Genomic DNA, 16,915 nt, shown 5'->3' with positions numbered 1-16,915 from the left:
CACGGGAGGGCCGACGCGGACGCGTCGACCCTCCTCCCTTCGTTCCGGGCTACTCCACGACCTCGAACTCCAGAGTGTCGGTGAACGAACGCCCGTGGGCGTCGGTGGCGGTGACCTCCGCCGTGTGGGCGCCGGCCCCGAGGTCCTCGGGCAGATCGAAGCGCCACAGGTGCATGGTGCGGTCGGCGAGGCTGCCGCCGTGGACCAGCTGCTGGGCGACGGCGTGGGGGTCGGAGTACTCCACACCGACGTTGACGGCCTCGCCTTGGAGCTGCTGGGTGCGCTCGGCCTCTGCGGCGGGTGCCCCGTCGAGGCTGACCTCCACGGTGGAGCCCGTGGACCCGAGGAAAAGGTTGGTGGTCAGCCAGGTGCCCCTGGCCAGGTCGTCGGCGTCGACCACCAGCGGTTCCGTGAGCTCGGGGGCCTCACCGACGGGGTCGGCGTTCCACTCGCGGCGTTCGGTGTACCACTCGCGGTAGGTGGGGCTGTTCAGGCCGAGCTGGGTCTGCACCTCGTCGGACTCCCCCGTCACGGTGTAGCGCTCCGCGAACCGGTTGCCCTCGATGTCCAGGGTCACCACACCGGGACGCCCACCGTCACGACCGAGGGCCGTGGGGTAGCCGTCCTCGCCGACCTCTCCCGAGTACCAGTCGCCCGAGATCGCGCCCACGGTGATGTGCGGGAACGGCAGTCCCTCGATCCCGAAGAGCTCCCGCCAGCCTGCGACGTCGTCACCGGTCCTCAGGTTCTCGATGCTGTGGCTGTGTCCGGCCACCGCCACGGCCTCGCGACCCTCGAGGAGTTCGTGGACGCGCGTGACCTGGTCGACCTGGTGGACCGGGGAGCCCTCGTCGGCGTAGTTGAGCAGACCGATGTGGCCCGCCACGACGATCAGCTTGTCCTCGTCGACGTTGGCCAGGTCCTGTTCGAGCCAGGTGAGCTGGTCGTCGCTGATCCGGCCGTTGTAGGCCGGGGAGCCCCCGGGGTCGCAGTGCGCCTCGATGCCCTCGGGACTGTCGCCAGCCGCCGTGCACGGGTAGTCGACGGTGTTCAGGGCCACGACGTGCGCGTCGCCGACCTCGTAGGAGTAGTACGCGGGCGCCAGCGTCGCACGGAAGGTGTCGAAGGAGTGGTCCGCGTGGGGCGCGTCGAAGTCGAGGTCGTGGTTGCCGGGCAGGAAGCGCGCCGGACCGTTGGTCTCGGCGACCAGTTCCTTGATGTCGGGGTAGAGCGACAGGTCGTCACCGGCGACGTCGCCGACGAACAGCGTGCCGCAGCCCGCGTAGTCGTCGCGCTCGGACAGGTCCTTGATGGCACCGGCGCGCGCGTACTCGATCTCCTGTCTGTCGTAGGTCTGGAGGTCCCCGGCGATGACGCAGCTCTGGGTGTCGGCGGCGGTCAGCTCGCTCTCCACGAGCGGGAAGTTGACCTCGGACGGCAGCGGACCGGTGGGCTCGATGCCGCCGTAGCGCAGCTCCGGGGAGCCCTCGGGCAGGTGGTTGTAGTGGAACTGCGGCACGTTGTACTCGTCCAGCGGCACCTGGTAGCCGGACGGCTGCGTGATCGACACCGTCATGTTGTCGAACGCCGGCAGCTGGTAGCGGCCCTGGTCGTCGGTCCGGACCACGTCGCGGCCGTTGGTCACCACTACCCCGGCGAGGCCGGGTTCGTCGTCGCTGACGCCGTCGCGGTCGGTGTCGACGAACACCCTGCCGTCGAGCCGCGGGGTGTCCGGGGAGTCATCGGGGGTGCGGACGATCTCGACCGCGCCTCTGTAGACGGGCTCGTCCCCGCCGTCCGAGGGCGCCGCCACGGCCGGGGCGATCGCCACGGTCACGGAGGCGGTGAGGGTGACGACCACCGAGGCGGTCAGCGCGGCACGCAGTCCGCGGCGGGTCCGGTCGTTGGGGGCGTGTGTCGTGAGCATGCGGTTGCTCTCCGATACGTGAGGGGGCCTGACCGGTCGGGGGACCGGCGCAACGCCACCCTCCTCGACGAGACTGAACGCGGGCACAGGCGCCAGCCAACGGACGACCACCGTTCGGTGACCAGTGGTCTCACTCCGTGACCGCGCACCCCCGACGAAAGTCGGTGCGTGCCGTCCGCCAAAAGACCCACCCGGGGCGTCGTGTCGCCTTCTTAGGCGACCCGACGGAGCGTCCCGCAGGTGGATGCGACGGAGGGTGTGCTGGACCTAGCGTTGAGTACGTAGCCAGGGGGTCCGGTTCCGCACCACGACGGGGGCGGCCGGAACCCGCAAGAGACTGAGGAGACCCGCGATGACGCTGTTGAACCTGTTCGAGTCGATGACCCCGGAGACCGGGATCGCGTTGGCCCTGATGATCGGCGCGCTGCTGGTGAGTCTGGCCGCCGTCGTGCTCATCGTCGCGGCCGTGTTCAGCATCCTGTTCTCCCGGCTGGACGTCCCCATGAAGCTGGTCTGGATCATCCTCGTCTTCCTCGCGCCTCTGATCGGTGCGCTCCTGTGGTTCCTGATCGGACGCAACCGGGTTCCGGCCCAGCAGTACGGGTACCGCTGACCCTCGAACCCTCAGCGGGCCCGAGCCACCGTCCGGGGCTCGGGCCCGCTGGCGTGCGGGAGGGTGTCAGGAACGGTGGACGGTGAGGCTTTCGGCGGCGGCTTCGGCGTTGCTCGGGCGGACCGTCCCGGTGCGGGCGAAGTCGGCCCACAGGCGCCGGACCACCCGGCCGCGCCGGTCGAGTTCCGCCCAGCTGGTGCGGCCGACGAGCTTGGTGTTCTCCCAGGCCTTCCGGTTGCCGAGCAGCAGGGGAACGTCCACGATGTGGGCGGCGCCGTAGGGGCTGCCCTTCGGTCGCCAGGTGACGGTGTAGCGGGTGGCCCTTCCGCCTGACCTGCGGTGGTGGCGGGCGAAGCGCTTGGTCGGGCCGGTGTAGATGCGGTACGTGGTGGCCCACACCAGGAACCGGCGCAGCGACGCCCCCACGAGCGGCAGCGCGGCCAGGCGTCGGATCGCGGGGAGGAACTCGGCGAACAGCCCGGTCTCCTCGCTGGTCGCGCCGATCAGCAGGTCGATCCCGGGGGCGGCCGCGCCCCAGGCGCGGAGCCGGATCGTCTCGGCGGGCAGGGGGGCGTGCCCGTACTGGGTACCGAACGGCATGGCGCTGGCCAGGCCGTGCCCCTTGGCGGCGGCGCCGGCGCGCTCTTCGAGGGCCACCAGCTCGGTGGCGGTCGCTTCGGGGTCGGGAACGCCCACGGCCCGCGCCATGGCCTCGGACATCCGGGAGCGTCCGGTGATGATGCCCAGCGGGGCGCTCTGGACCACGGCGCGTCGGAAGAGGCCCTCGGCGCCCTGGCTGATCATGAGGTGGGCGACGGCGTCGCCTCCCGCGGACTGGCCGAAGAGGGTGACGAGGTCGGGGTCTCCCCCGAAGGCGGCGATGTTGGCGCGGACCCAGCGCAACGCCTGGATCTGGTCGAGGAGACCGAGGTTGGCGGGGGCGGAGTCGCCGATGCGCAGGTAGCCGAGCACCCCGAGACGGTAAGTGACGGCGACGACGATGACGCGCTGCTCGGTGACCAGGCGGGTGGGGTCGAAGATCTCCATGTCTCCGGCTCCGGTGACGTAGGAGCCGCCGTGGATCCACACCATGACGGGCAGGCGCTCGTCCTCGGAGAGGTCGGCGGGGAAGGTGACGGAGAGCCGCTGGCAGTCCTCGTCGTGGCGGCCGACCGAGACGCCGTCGACCGCCGCCGACACCACCTTGGAGGTGAGCTGCGGTGAGGCGGGCGCGGGCCGGGTGGCCTCGAAGGGTTCGGTGAACGGGGGCGCGGGCCGGGGCGGGGCGAACCGTTCGGCGCGCGCGTAGGGGATGCCGAGGGCTCGGACCACCTCTCCCCGGACCGCGCCGACGACGGGTCCGGTGGGGGTGTCGACGCGGCGGAGCTCGTCCCGGGAGACGGAGGTCTGTTCAGTCATGGTTTCCCTGTTCGGTCGGTCCGGTGGTGGGCCGTCAGCGCGTGCTGCGTCGCAGCCGGACACGGTAGGAGTACTGCTCCGGCAGGAAGTGGCTGGTGGCCAGCTCGACGGGGGACCCGGTCACGTCCAGGTAGACGCGGTCCACCCTCAGCAGGGGCTGCCCGGGTGCGCATCCCAGGTCCCTTGCGATGTCCTCCCCCGCGTCCACGGCGGTGATGCTCTGCTCCGCTTCGGCGATGGGGTGGTCCAGCCCCGGATCGAGCAGCCCGATGACGGTGATGGTACTGCTCACGCCCTCGGAGGCCAGTTCCGGCACGGCGCCGAGCACGGATGCCACGGTCGGCGGCAGGTGCACCGTGGTCACGCAGAACGGCTGTTCCGCATGCGAGCGCACGAAGTCGACGGAGCACACCGTGTCGTTGTCCAGGCGCAGGCGGCCCGCCGCGTCGATGTCCACCCTGCGGCGCAGGGGTCGGAGCACACGCATCCGGGTGTCCTCGGACAGGGCCATGAGGTCGTCGATCGAACCGAACTGGCGCAGGTAGCGTCCCTGGTCGCGGGGGGCGGGAAAGGTGCCCCGGCCGCGGACCCGGTGGACCAGCCCCTCGGAGACCAGGTCCTGGAAGGCTCGCCGGACCGTCTGGCGGCTGACGTGGTACCGGTCGGCGAGCTCGGCCTCGGTGGGCAGGCGGGAGCCGTCGTCGAACGTGCCGTCGAGCAGCGCCGAGCGCAGTTCCCGCGCGACCTTCTGGTAGGCCGCCTCACCGTTGTTGACCGCCATCGCCCCCGACCTCGCCCGAATGTTCCGAGGTCCCATTGTCCCCGGCCCGGGAGGGGACGGGGACAACGCGCGCCCGGGGGCGTCGGACCGCCCCCTACTCGACCCGGTGGCCTTCCACCGGCTGGCGGACGTTCACGTCGCACTGGATCTCGTCTGCATCGCGGCGGGTGGCGAAGGCCTCGGTGAAGCCTGTTCCGGGCCGTGGCTGTGACACCGGCGAGCGCGGTTGGCTCATCCGTGCACCTCGGTGTTCGGAGCGTTACCCCGTGGCACGCCCCCCGGGGGCTCCGGGAAACCGGGAGCGCAGCAGATCCGGGGCATTGGACCAGGCGCTCCTGTCCAACAGCTCCGGGACGTCGGCTCCGCAGTCGGCGAACTTCGCGGCGAGCTCGGTGTCGGTCGCCGGTCGCCGGGGAGCTCCGGCCGGCAGGTCCAGGGTGGTGTCGAGCACGGCGCCGTCCCGGGTGCGGACCCTGACCGTGGTGGACCCGTCGAGGAGACCGTGGCCGCCGGGGGTGGTCCGGACGTCCACCGCCGCGACCAGGCGCCGGGCCTCGGGGCGCTGGGCGGCCCGATCGGTGAAGCCGGCGAATCCCGGGTGGCCGTCCATGACGGCGGCGGCGAGCGCGTACTCCAGGCTGAACTTGGCCTGGAGCCCGGTGTCGGGCCGGTGGTGGATGAGCGGGTGCAGGGTCGCCTCCGGGGCCTCGACCTCGATGCGCTCGACGGCGGAGTGGTCGATCGGCCCCAGCGAGCGGACCGCCTCGATGGGCCGCTGCATGGCGTAGCAGCAGGGATGGATCTTGGTGGCCAGGCCGTCGGGGACGGCGTCGCCACCGGTGTCGAGGGCCGCGGGTTCGCCTCCCATGATGGCGAGCCACTGGTCGAGCGCGGTCGGGTCGGCGTCGGCTCCGGCGGCGGCGAGGCGGGCTGCGCGGACACCGGCGTGCGCGGCGAAGCCGACCTGGAGGGACTTGGCGTCGGTGCCGAACGCGCGCTGGACTCCCCCCGCGGCCGGGACCGCCAGGGCCATGGCGGTGGCCACGCGGTCGGCTGGGAGCCCGAGTGCCAGGGCCGCCCCCGCCGCCGCGGCCGGTGCGCCCGCCGTGCAGGTGGCGTGCCAGCCGTCCGTGTAGTGCCGCCACCCCAGCGCCGTACCGAGTCGCGCCATGACCCCGGCCGCGGCCAGGTAGTCGCGTTCGCCTCCCCCCACGGCGAGCACGGCGGGAACGCACACGACGCTGATGTGGGTCGTCGAGGGCAGGTGCAGGTCGTCGAAGTCGAGTACGTGTCCGATCGCGGCCCAGCGGGCCTCTTCCGGGAGGCCGTGTGTCAGCGGAACCAGGGGGTGGTCGCGTGCGGCCAGGGTGACGGCGAGCGTGTCGCGGAGCGAGCGACGCGCCAGGGCGCGATCGTCCTCGCTGGGATCCAGGTCGTGGGCCCAGTCGGCGAGCGTTCGGGCGGCGGCCATGCGCGGGGCTCCCTACGGAGGGGAGGGTCGGCGACCCTCGGATGGATTTGTACGGCCATTTTCAGTACGCGGACTCGCGTTGTCAATGAACCTGGAGCCCTGGCCCATTTGCACTCCCAGGCAGGGTGGCACTCGAAGCCTTGGCACACTGGCACTGAAATGGCCGTACATATTGGGGCGCGAGATGCGGAAGAAGGATCCGCAGACCACGACGGGCCCGCCACCGCTACCGACGGGGTTTCGGTGCCTCCCGCCAGCACCCAGGGGGCGGACTGGAGCAACGGGACGCGGGTGATCCACCCGACCAGACAGGAACCACCCTCCGCACGTCCCCCCGCCCCCGCCTGCCGGGGCCACGCGACCTCGGCCCCGGGAACCTCGGACCACGCTGGGAGGGAGGGGGCTGGGCGCGGTGTCCCTGACGGCGGTCCCGCCCGTACCGGGAGACCGCTGTCAGGGGCCGTCGTCGTCAGAACCGGCGGCCCGGGACGGCGACGCTGATCCTGCCTCCGAAGGCACCCTCCGCGTGACGGCGGCCCTCGTCCCAGTCGGCGGGGCTGGCGAAGTGGGTGAGCACAAGGTGGCGCGCCTGCGCCTCGGCGGCCAGCTCCCCCGCCATCCGCGCCGTGAGGTGTCCGTGGCCGTGCAGAGCCCGCTCGTCCGCCTCGAGGTAGGTGGCCTCGCACACGAACACGTCGGCCTCGCGGGCGGCCTCGGCGACCGGGGCACAGTAGCCGGTGTCGGAGGAGAAGGCGACGACCCGCCCGTCCGGCGACTCGAAGCGCAGCGCCGCGGAGGGCACGCTGTGGTGAGCGGCGTACGAACGGAACGCGACCCCGTCCACCTCGTGCACGGTCCGGCCGTCCCTGGGCATGGCGGTGATCCCGAAGGACTGTGTGATGGGCTGGTTCATGGTCGGCAGGGTGGGGATGCCGAAGACCGCGTCGAAGGCGGCCACGCGCTCGGCCTCACCCTCGGGGAGGAAGAGCGGGACGCGCGGCAACACCTCGGGGAAGGTCCACCGGTAGGCCCAGGCCATGAGGTCCAGGCTGTGGTCGGCGTGCATGTGGGTCACGACGATCCCGCGCAGCTGCTCCAGCTCGTACCGGGAGCAGTAGGCCAGCAGCGACCCGGGCCCGGCGTCCACCAGCACCAGGCCGGTCTCCGTGTGGAGCAGGTAGCAGGAGGCGGGCCCCTCCTTGGTGGGCGCGGTCGCGTTCGATCCGAGGATCTCCAGTTCCAGCATGCGTGTTTCCTCTCGTGGCTGTCGTCGGGGGTGGGTCGGGGGCGGTCGGATCAGGGGCGCAGCAGGGTGGCCCGCCCCGGGGCGACCGCCAGCGCCACCGAACGGCCGATCCGCGCGTCGGGCGGTACCCGCACCCCCAGGAGGTGTTCCCCCGCCCGGACGGTGAGGTGTACGCCGTCACCGGTGAACTCCGAGTGGGTCACCTCCGCGACCAGCGCCGACTCGTCCGCCTCGTCGGTGACGGCGAGACTGTCATGGCGCAGCAGTAGTCGGACGGCACCGTGCGCGGTGGAACGCACCGCCAGGTCCGCGACCGGGAGCCGCCAGCGCCCGTCCAGGGCCACGGCGTGGCCGTCGGCGAGTTCGGCGTCGAGCAGGACCGCGCCGGCGAGGAAGTCGGCAGCGAAGGCGTCAACCGGGTCGTCCCAGAGCTTCTGGGGGGTGTCGAACTGAACCAGCTTCCCGTCGCGGAGCAGGGCGATCCGCGACCCCAGCGACAGTGCCTCGCGCTGATCGTGGGTGACGATGAGGGTGGCGCACTCGGTCGCGGCCAGCATGGCGGCGAGTTCCCGGCGCAGTCCGCCGCGCAGCTGCGGGTCCAGCGCGGCCAGGGGCTCGTCCAACAGCAGGGCGTCCGGCTGGATCGCGAGAGCCCGGGCCAGAGCGACCCGTTGGCGCTGTCCTCCGGAGAGCTGGTCGGGGCGGCGTTCGGCGAGGTCGGTGAGGTGGGTCAGCTCCAGCATCTCCCGCACCAGCCGCTCGCGGCGGGCCGCCGCCGTGCCCCGGGCCCGCAGTCCGTAGCCGATGTTGGCCGCCACGCTCATGTGCGGGAAGACGGCGTAGTTCTGCGGGACCAGTCCGATGTTGCGCCTGGCGGGGCCCAGGCCGGTGACGTCCCGCCCCGCCAGGGTGAGGGCTCCCCCCGAGACCGGGACCAGCCCGGCCACGGCGCGCAACGTGGTGCTCTTGCCGCAGCCGGAGGGGCCGATCACGGCGACCGTCTCGGCCGGGGCCACGTCCAGGGAAACGCGCTCCACGGCGGTGGTGGAGCCATAGCGCACGGTGAGGTCGTCCACGGCCAGCCCGGACGCGCGTGCGACGGCTGGCGCTGGTCCGGTCGTGGTGTCGGGTGCGGTGGCTTGGGTACTCACGGGGTTCTCCTCGGGGCCCGGCGTCGAGCCAGGACGATGGCGGTCAGCACCGGCGCGACGAAGGCGACGAAGATCATCGACTGCGCCGAGGCGAGTTCGAGGCGCTGAGTGGAGTAGGAGTCGAACAGGGCGAAGGGTGCGGTGGGCGTGGCCGGTGGGTTCACGAAGAAGCTGACGTTGAACTCCCCGAACGACAGCGCGAACACCATGGTCACCGCCTGGGTGACGGCGACCAGGCAGGCCGGGACGGTGACGGTGCGAAGGACGCGGACCGATCCGGCGCCGAGGCTGCGCGCGACGCCCTCGTTGGTGCGCAGTTCGTCGTTGGCCAGGGCGGGCACCAGGGCCGCCAGTGTGAACGGCAGGGTGAAGACGAGGTGGCCCAGGACCAGCAGCAGACCGCTGGGACGCAGCATGGGATAGGTGCCGACGAGTGCGACGCTCAGCGCGATACCGGGCACGGCCAGCGGCACGTTCACCAGGTAGCCGGTGAGGCGGGTGAGCACCGAGGGGTGGCGGGCCACCCACCAGGCGAGCGGCCCGCCGACGGCCAGGTTCAGCAGCACCACCAGCGCGGCCACGGCCAGGCTGCGGCCGATCACCGGGGCCAGTGGCGGCCACGCGTGGGCGAACCAGTCCAGTGTGGGCCCGCCGCCCCAGGGCCCCTGGGAGAAGTCGACGCTGGTGGCGGCGATGAGGGTGGCCAGGAGCGGGATGGCCACGAACGCGCATGTCAGGCGGGTGATGATCCGGGTCATGAGGACACCGCCCGGCGGACGACTCGGGCCAGGACCCGGCCCAGGACCAGCGCCAGCACGGCCGTGGCGGCGAGGATCACCGCGAGGGTCGACGAGGCGGCGAGCCGGTAGCCGGTGGTGAGTTCGTTGGCCACGTTCAGCGGCAGGAGCCGCACCCCCTCGGACAGGGTGGCGACGGTGCCGTACCCGCCCAGGGCGACCGCGATGGCGGTGCCGCTGGTCTCGATGGCGGCGGGCAGCAGCAGCGGCAGGGTCACGGTGAGGAACACGCGCGGACGGGAGGCGCCCAGGGTGCGGGCGCTCTCGGGCAGGGAGGGGTCCAGGGTGGCGGCGGCGCCGCGCAGTGGGCCGAGCACGCGGGGCAGGGAGAAGTACAGGTAGGCGATGAGCAGTCCGGGGAAGGTGTAGGCCAGGCCGGAGAAGCCGTCCCACGCCAGACCCAGCAGTCCGGTGCGTCCGGTGAGGACGATCGCGAAGAACCCGATGATGATCCCGGGCAGGGCGATGGGCAGGGTGAGCAGGGCATCGGTGGTGGCGCCGCCCCGGCCCTCGCGGTCGTCGTCGGCCTGGCGCAGCACCACGGGCACGGCGACGCAGAGCGTGAACAGGACCGAGCCCACGGCGATGTAGAGCGAGTTCAGGAGGGCGTCGCGGACGGCGGCCGAACCGAACGCCCGGGCGTAGTGCTCCAGCGTGGGTCCTCCGTCGGCCGGGGGCTGGCCCAGACCGAGGGAGTTGGCGACCATCACGGCGACGGGGTAGGCGCTGAACAGGCCGATGACGACCAGGGCGGGGAGCGCGGCGAGCCAGGCCGGGGGTGCCAGGGCGCGTCCGTGGACGGCGGGGGCGGTGCCCTCTCCGGTGGCGGGTTCCGTGCGGCTCCCGACGGCGGTGCGGGAGGGCACTAGAAGCCGACCTCGTCCTGGTAGAGCTCGATGAACTCCTGCTGGCGCAGTCCCTGCTCGACGTAGTCGACGGTGGCGGCCCGCTCGTAGTCCTCGGGCGGCAGCACCCTGTCCGCGAGTTCGTCGGGCATCTCGCCGGTCACCGGGCGCATGTACCCGGCGGCGAACAGGGCCTGGCCCTGCTCGGAGAAGTAGAAGTCGAGGAGCTCCCTGCCGTTGTCCTCGTTGGGGGCGCCCTCGACCAGTCCGACGATGTAGGGGATCTGGAGCGATCCCTCCTCGGGGATGACCACGGAGACGTTGGCGCCCTCGTCGCGGAGCTTGTAGCCGTTGAAGTCGGTGTCGATGAGGATGGGGATCTCGCCCTGGGCGACCTTGGCGGTGGCGGTCTGGGCGGAGGTGGCGGCCCCGTTGTCCCTGAGGGCGTTGAGGTAGTCCAGGCCCGGGCCCCAGTCGTCGAAGTCGCCGCCGAGGGCGACGTTGACGGCGGTGGCGGCGGAGTAGCCCACGGCGGCCTGGGTGGGGTCGAGGTAGCCGACCCTGCCCTCGTAGGCCGGGTCGAGGAGGTCGTCCCAGCTCTGGGGCACCGGGGCTCCGTCGAGGTGGTCCTCGTTGACGATGAGGGCGATGGTGCCGGTGTGGACGCTGGTCCAGGCGCCGTCCGGGTCACGGAGTTCGTCGGGGACCTGCTCGGCGCCCTCGGGCACGTACTCCCGGAGGACCCCGGCCTCCACCAGCTGCTCGCCGAAGGCGATGCCGGTGTAGGCGACGTCGGCGACGGGTGAGCCCCTCTCGGCCTGGAGCGCGGCCAGGGCCTGCCCCGAGTTCTTGGGGTCGTTCGGGGCGCTGATGCCCGTCTCCTCCGTGAAGGCGCGCAGGACCTCGCCGTAGTTGCCCCACTCGGAGGGCGAGTTGTAGGTGATGACGACGTCGCCGTCGCCCGAGGCCGATCCCGCGGGGGCGTCGACGTTGCCGCACGAGGTCAGGGCCAGGACGGAGAGGGTCACGACGGCGCCGGTGATCGCCGTGCGTCGGTGGGACATGAGGGCTCCGAGGGTGATCAGGCGGCCCGGTCGGCGGGCCGAGGGTGGGTTGGGGGTGCTTCGTGATGAAACGATTCAGCATGGGGGTGACCTGCACTGTCGTGATCAGTGTCCGGCGGGCCAACACCCTGGGAATCCTCGGCCAACGCCGCCACCCGGTCCCGCCCGGCCCTGCGCCGAAGACCCGCTGTCCAGGGCGGGCACGGGCCCCGCTCGACCGCCGGGCACCGGCCCCCGCCCGCCCGGACCGCCGTGGCACACCCGCCGCCGCCCCGGCATCATGGCCGGACACCTCCCTTCGGAAGGACCACCATGCCCGCCTCTCGCAAGCGCGTGACCCTGCGCGACGTCGCCACCCGAGCCGGGGTCTCGGTCGCCCAGGCCAGCTTCGCGCTCAACGGCCAGGGGCGGGTGGCTCCGGCGACCGTGGAGCGGGTCCGCCGGGCCGCCGCCGACCTCGACTACCAGGTGGACGGTCGGGCGCGGGCGCTGCGCACCGGACAGAGGTCGGCCTACGGGGTGGTCATCCGCAACATGCGCAACCCCTTCTTCCTGGACGTGCTGCGGGGCATGGAGGTGCGGGCGCATCGTGAGGGCGCGTTCCTGCTCATCCTCAGCTCCGACTACGACGTGGACCGCGAGGCCGCCGCGCTGCGCAGGCTCGCCGCCGAGGGGGTCGGCGGGGTCGCGATCAGCCCGATCGGTCGGCACGGTCCGCTGACCGACTGGCTCCCCCGTCACCCCGACGTCCCCGTGGTGGCCTTCAACCGCACGCCCGACCCCGCGCTCTCCGGTGGGGCGCGGCTGTCGACGGTGGGCCCCGACGACGGGGCCGCCGTCGCCCTGGCACTGGGGCACCTGCGCGCGCGGGGCCATCGGGGGGCCACGCTGGTCGTGGCCCCCGAGGGGCTGGCCGCCGACTGGGGACGCGAGGAGGAGTTCGTCCGTCGATGCGAGGAGTGGGGCCTGGCGGGAACCGTGGTGCGCTGTCACCTGGACCACGACAGCGTCGCCCGCATGGTGGTGGAGCGGCTGGGCGTCGGCTCCCGTGGGCGCGGCGGGGCGGGCGGGCACGAGGCCTTCGTGGTCAACTCCGACTACCTGGGCTCGGCCGTGTACGCCGCCGCCCGCTCCCTGGGGATACGGGTCGGTCGGGACGTGAGCGTGGTCGGGCACGACGACCTGGCCACCTCCGGGCTGCTCGACCCGGGCCTGACCACCGTGGGCCTGGACCGGGAGCTGCTGGGCGATCACGCCATGCGCCTGCTGGTCTCCCCGGACGAGGACCCCGAAGGGCGCCGCGTCCGACTTCCCGTGCACCTGGTGGAGCGGGACTCGGTGGCCCTCCTCTGTTGAGGCGGCCGCTGTCGTCCCCGAGCCGGGGGGCGACGGTGGGTGGCCGGTACGACGGATCGCCCCGTGCGCGGGGGTTCTCGGCGCCTGCGCCGTACGCAGACACCGGCGCGAAAGCGTTCACGGCCACACACCGGCGTGGCGCGACGCACCCTCTCATCTCCGCTCCAACCTGGACGAACGCACGTAGACTCGGCCGGTCTGCCGGGGCTTCCGGTGGATGATTCCAATCGAGGGGCATCCTCTACTCCATGTCTTCCACCCCGAGCACACGCGTGCCCGAAACCGGCCGACGACCGGATCCCTGGGTCGTCGGAATCTCCGGCGGCCTGCTGATCGCCTTCGTCCTGGCGGCGCTCGTGTCCCCCTCCGGTGTCAGCGCCGCCGTTGACGCCGCGTTCGCGTGGTCGGCGCGCTGGTTCGGCGCCTACTGGCAGGTCCTGCTCCTGGCCACCGTGGTCATCGCCACGATCCTGGCCTTCTCCCGCTACGGGCGGGTGCGGATGGGCGGAACCGACGCCCCCGGGTTCACCTGGTTCCGGTGGGTCGCCATGGTCCTGACCACCCTGCTGGCCGCGGGCGGCGTCTTCTGGGCCGCCGCCGAGCCCCTGGCCCACTACGTCGACCCGCCGCCGCAGTACGCGCACATGGCGGGCGGCATGGAAGGCGCCTCGGTCGCCCTCGCGCAGACCTTCGTCCACTGGGGCTTCCCGGCCTGGGCGATCGGTGGTTCGCTGGCCACGCTGGTGATGATGCGCGGTGTGGAGAAGGGCATGCCCCTGCGACCCCGCACACTGCTGTGGCCGCTCATGGGTGAGCGCATCCGCACCCACTGGATCGGCACCGTCGCCGACATCAGCTGCGTGGTCGCCGTGGTCGCCGGAACCGTCGGCCCGATCGGTTTCCTCGGTCTCCAGATGTCCTACATCGGCGGCGAGATGTTCGGGGTGGGTTCCGGGTTCGGCACCCAGGTGGCGATCATCCTGGGCCTGACGGTCGTGGCGACCATCTCGGTACTCAGCGGCCTCGACCGGGGCATCCAGCTGCTCAGCCGGATCAACGTCTGGGCCGCGCTGGTGCTGATCGTGTGCGTCGTCGGGCTTTCCTCCCTGCCCTTCGTCGTCGACCTGTTCCTCCAGGCCAGCGCCGTGCACGTGCGTGAGTTCGTACCCATGGCCCTGTTCCGGGGCGACACCGAGTGGCTCGGCTACTGGACCGTCTTCTTCTTCGGCTGGTTCATCGGCTACGGCCCGATCATGGCCATCTTCATCGCTCGCATCTCGAAGGGCCGCACGGTCCGCCAGATCTATGTGGGCGCCACGGTGCTGCCCGCCGTCGTCACCTCCGTGTGGTTCACCGCCCTGGGCGGCAGCGGGCTGTGGCTCGAGCAGCGCGACCCGGGGGCCGTCTCCGGCCCGTACGAGGAGCACGGCCTTCCCGCCGCGGCACTGGCCATCGTTCAGGCCCTGCCGCTGAGCGCGGTGCTGGCGCTGATCATGGTGGTCGTCACGCTCATCTTCTTCGCCGCCACGCTCGACGCCATGTCGTACTCGATCTCCTCCGCCAGCATGCACTCGGGCGAGCCCTTCCCGTGGGTGCGGGCGTTCTGGTGCCTCGGTATGGGCGCCGCCGCCATCGTGCTGCTCACGGTGGGCGACAACGGCGTGCAGGCCCTCCAGTCGTTCATCGTGGTGACCGCCGTACCGGTGGGGCTGATCCTGCTGCCCACGCTGTGGAGCGCTCCGCGCCTGGTCCGGGAGATGGCGGTGGAGCAGGGGATCGTCCCCGCCCCCGCTCCCCGCGCCGCGGGCGAGGACGAGGGTTCCGAGACTGACGCCGAGGCGGAGCGGGTGACCACGGGTTAGGTCCCGCTTCTCCGTACGGCGGGGCCGCCCCTGACCACCGTCGTCCGTCCGAGCCTGGACCGGACGGCGACGGTGGCGCACAGGACCACCGCGGCCCCGCCGAGGACCGTGGGCCAGGTCAGGTGCTCACCGAGCAGCAGGGCGGCCCATCCGAGGGTCATCACCGGCTGGGTGAGCTGGATCTGGCTCACCCGGGTCATCGGGCCGATCGCCAGGCCCCGGTACCAGGCGAAGAAGCCCAGGTACATGCTGACCACCGCCAGGTAGGCGAACGAGGCCCACTCGGCCGGGGTCCCGCTCGGCGGCTGCTGGGCCACCGCGACCCCGCACAGGGCGATCATGAACGGGGCGGAGAGCACCAGGGCCCAGGAGACGGTCTGCCACGCGCCGAGCTCGCGGGCGAGGAGACCGCCCTCCGTGTAGCCGATCGCGGCCGCGATGACCGCGCCGAACAGCAGCAGGTCGGACCAGACCAGGCCGGAACCGGCCCCCGCTCCCTGGAGGCTCGCGAAGCCTACCGCCGCGGCCGCGCCCACCGCCGCCATGGCCCAGAACACCGCCGGGGGCCGTTCGTGACCACGCAGCACCGCCGTCACGGCGGTCGCGGCGGGCAGCAGAGCGATGACGACCGCGCCGTGGCTGGCCGACGCGGTGGTGAGGGCGAACGAGGTCAGTAGCGGAAACCCCGCCACCACTCCCCCGCCGACCAGCGCCAGACGGAACCACTGGCCGCCCCGGGGAAGACGCTGCCGGGTGAGCGCGAGCGCGGTGCCAGCCAGCAGGGCGGCGGCCACCCCGCGCCCTGAGCCGACGAACAGGGGTGACATGGTTCCGCCCGCCACCGCGACGCGGGTGAACGGGACGGTCAGGGAGAAGGCCGCGACCCCCAGAAGCCCCCACCAGAGCCCGGTTCGAGTGGATAGCACCCTGGGCTGATCATGAGTAGCGCTACTATTGATCCTCATGTCCAACGATAGCAGTGCGCGAATCGTCGAGGGGCTGCGCGCGTGGATCGCCGGCGCGCCGCCCGGAGCCAGGCTGCCCTCGACCCGGGCCCTGGTGGCCGAGTACGCCGCGAGTCCGGTCACGGTGCAAAAGGCCCTGCGAACGCTGGCCGCGCAGGGAGTGCTGGAGAGCCGTCCGGGCGTGGGCACCTTCGTTCGCGCGATCCGGGTTGCCCGGCCTCACGACTACGGGTGGCAGACCGCCGCGCTCGGCGCGCCCCGGCACCGCTCCCCCGGTCTGAACACGGCGCTGCGCACCCCGCCCAACGACGCGATCGCGCTCCACTCGGGCTACCCGGACCGGGAACTGCTCCCCGAACGACTGGTGCGCGCCGCCTTCGCGCGCGCGGCCCGCAGCGAGGCGACCGTGGCCAGGCCCCCGTCTGCCGGGTTGCCCGACCTCCAGGCCTGGTTCGCCGCCGGGCTGACCGCGCACACCCCCGTGGGTGTCACGCCACCCGCGCCCGGCGACGTGCTCGTCCTCCCCGGAAGCCAGAGCGGGTTGAGCGGTGTGTTCCGCTCCCTGGTGGGTGCCGGACGGCCCGCCCTGATCGAGTCACCCACCTACTGGGGCGCGACCCGCGCGGCCGCGCAGGCGGGTGTGGAGGCGGTTCCGGTGCCCAGCGGGATCCACGGACCGGACCCGGACGAACTGGACCGCGCGTTCGAGCGGACCGGGGCGCGTGTGCTCTACGCGCAGCCCAACTTCGCCAACCCCACCGGAGCCCGCTGGTCCACCGACCTGGGCGACCGGGTGCTGGAGATCGTGCGTCGCCACGGCGCCTTCCTCGTGGAGGACGACTGGGCGCACGACTTCGGGATCGACGCGCGGCCGACCCCTCTGGCGGCGCGTGACGACGGCGGGCACGTGGTGTACCTGCGCTCACTCACCAAGAGCGTGTCACCGTCCGTGCGCGTGGCCGGGCTGGTCGCCCGGGGTCCGGCCCGGGAGCGCGTGCTCGCGGACGCGCAGTCCGAGGCCATGTACGTCAGCGGGGTTTTGCAGGCGGTGGCGCTGGACGTGGTCACCCAGCCCGCCTGGCGCACCCACCTGCGGGGGCTGCGCCAGCAGCTGGCCGCGCGCCGCGACCTCCTCGTCGAGGCGCTGCGCGAGCACGCGCCCAGCACGTATCTGGAGGCGGTTCCCCAGGGCGGGCTCAACCTGTGGCTGCGGCTGCCGGACGCCACCGACCTGCCCCGTGTCGTCCGCGAGTGCGAGGAGGCCGGGGTCGTCGTCGCCCCCGGCGGCGAGTGGTTCCCAGCCGAGCCCACCGGCCCCTACCTCCGGCTCAACTACGCGGGCCCACGCCCGGGTGCCTTCCCCGAGGGGGCCCGCGTGCTGGGCCGGGCCCTGGAGCGCGGCTGAGGGCACCGCCCGG

At 72.6% G+C, this 16,915-nt stretch carries 14 protein-coding genes; 4 read left to right on the top strand and 10 right to left on the bottom strand.

Going from position 1 to position 16,915, the window contains the following annotated elements; genetic code table 11:
* Positions 1-49: 49 nt before the first annotated feature.
* Entirely contained in the window at positions 50-1,927 is a 1,878-nt protein-coding gene (locus tag KBX21_RS00230; RefSeq protein ID WP_210840606.1) for a calcineurin-like phosphoesterase C-terminal domain-containing protein, read from the bottom strand.
* A 352-nt stretch (positions 1,928-2,279) separates the two neighbouring features.
* Here KBX21_RS00230 and KBX21_RS00225 point away from each other — a divergent pair, with 352 nt between their 5' ends.
* Positions 2,280-2,540 carry a PLD nuclease N-terminal domain-containing protein gene (locus KBX21_RS00225; protein WP_210840605.1) on the top strand — a complete coding sequence of 87 codons (261 nt, stop codon included), beginning with the start codon at positions 2,280-2,282 and terminating at the stop codon, positions 2,538-2,540.
* 66 nt (positions 2,541-2,606) lie between these two features.
* Here KBX21_RS00225 and KBX21_RS00220 read toward each other — a convergent pair whose 3' ends face one another.
* The 8 genes from KBX21_RS00220 to KBX21_RS00185 all read right to left on the bottom strand — a co-directional run bounded on the left by KBX21_RS00220 (position 2,607) and on the right by KBX21_RS00185 (position 11,314).
* Positions 2,607-3,959: a carboxylesterase family protein gene (locus KBX21_RS00220; RefSeq protein WP_210840604.1), complete on the bottom strand. Its 1,353-nt coding sequence runs from the start codon at positions 3,957-3,959 to the stop codon at positions 2,607-2,609.
* Positions 3,960-3,993: 34 nt separating this feature from the next.
* Positions 3,994-4,740, bottom strand: coding sequence for a GntR family transcriptional regulator (locus tag KBX21_RS00215; protein ID WP_210840603.1), 747 nt, complete (start codon positions 4,738-4,740; stop codon positions 3,994-3,996).
* A gap of 259 nt (positions 4,741-4,999) precedes the next feature.
* Complete coding sequence (locus KBX21_RS00210; protein ID WP_210840602.1) at positions 5,000-6,211, bottom strand: MmgE/PrpD family protein; 1,212 nt, start codon at positions 6,209-6,211, stop codon at positions 5,000-5,002.
* 469 nt (positions 6,212-6,680) lie between these two features.
* Positions 6,681-7,457: an MBL fold metallo-hydrolase gene (locus KBX21_RS00205; protein WP_049574120.1), complete on the bottom strand. Its 777-nt coding sequence runs from the start codon at positions 7,455-7,457 to the stop codon at positions 6,681-6,683.
* A gap of 50 nt (positions 7,458-7,507) precedes the next feature.
* A complete protein-coding gene (locus KBX21_RS00200) occupies positions 7,508-8,608 on the bottom strand; it encodes an ABC transporter ATP-binding protein (protein WP_210840601.1) in 1,101 nt (366 codons plus the stop codon).
* Positions 8,605-9,366 (bottom strand): ABC transporter permease, encoded by a 762-nt coding sequence (locus KBX21_RS00195; protein ID WP_049574113.1) that lies wholly within the window; start codon positions 9,364-9,366, stop codon positions 8,605-8,607. The genes KBX21_RS00200 and KBX21_RS00195 overlap by 4 nt, the downstream gene beginning before the upstream one ends.
* Positions 9,363-10,190 (bottom strand): ABC transporter permease subunit, encoded by an 828-nt coding sequence (locus KBX21_RS00190; RefSeq protein ID WP_210840820.1) that lies wholly within the window; start codon positions 10,188-10,190, stop codon positions 9,363-9,365. Before KBX21_RS00190 ends, KBX21_RS00195 begins: the two co-directional genes overlap by 4 nt.
* A gap of 80 nt (positions 10,191-10,270) precedes the next feature.
* Complete coding sequence (locus KBX21_RS00185) at positions 10,271-11,314, bottom strand: extracellular solute-binding protein (RefSeq protein WP_049574110.1); 1,044 nt, start codon at positions 11,312-11,314, stop codon at positions 10,271-10,273.
* A 312-nt stretch (positions 11,315-11,626) separates the two neighbouring features.
* Between KBX21_RS00185 and KBX21_RS00180 the strand changes: the two genes are divergently transcribed.
* Both KBX21_RS00180 and KBX21_RS00175 read left to right on the top strand, forming a co-directional pair.
* Positions 11,627-12,670, top strand: a complete 1,044-nt coding sequence (locus KBX21_RS00180; protein ID WP_210840600.1) for a LacI family DNA-binding transcriptional regulator — start codon at positions 11,627-11,629, stop codon at positions 12,668-12,670.
* A 248-nt stretch (positions 12,671-12,918) separates the two neighbouring features.
* Positions 12,919-14,532 carry a BCCT family transporter gene (locus tag KBX21_RS00175; protein WP_210840599.1) on the top strand — a complete coding sequence of 538 codons (1,614 nt, stop codon included), beginning with the start codon at positions 12,919-12,921 and terminating at the stop codon, positions 14,530-14,532.
* Here the strand turns inward: KBX21_RS00175 and KBX21_RS00170 are convergent.
* Complete coding sequence (locus tag KBX21_RS00170; protein ID WP_210840598.1) at positions 14,529-15,458, bottom strand: DMT family transporter; 930 nt, start codon at positions 15,456-15,458, stop codon at positions 14,529-14,531. The two genes, KBX21_RS00175 and KBX21_RS00170, sit on opposite strands and share 4 nt — an antisense overlap.
* Positions 15,459-15,495: 37 nt before the next feature.
* Here KBX21_RS00170 and KBX21_RS00165 point away from each other — a divergent pair, with 37 nt between their 5' ends.
* Positions 15,496-16,902 (top strand): PLP-dependent aminotransferase family protein, encoded by a 1,407-nt coding sequence (locus tag KBX21_RS00165; protein ID WP_049568846.1) that lies wholly within the window; start codon positions 15,496-15,498, stop codon positions 16,900-16,902.
* Positions 16,903-16,915 lie beyond the last annotated feature (13 nt).

Source organism: Nocardiopsis sp. B62 (assembly GCF_018070675.1).
Lineage (GTDB): Bacteria > Actinomycetota > Actinomycetes > Streptosporangiales > Streptosporangiaceae > Nocardiopsis > Nocardiopsis prasina.
The sequence above is the reverse complement of the archived record's forward strand: the minus strand, read 5'-3'. Positions and strand labels throughout refer to the sequence as shown.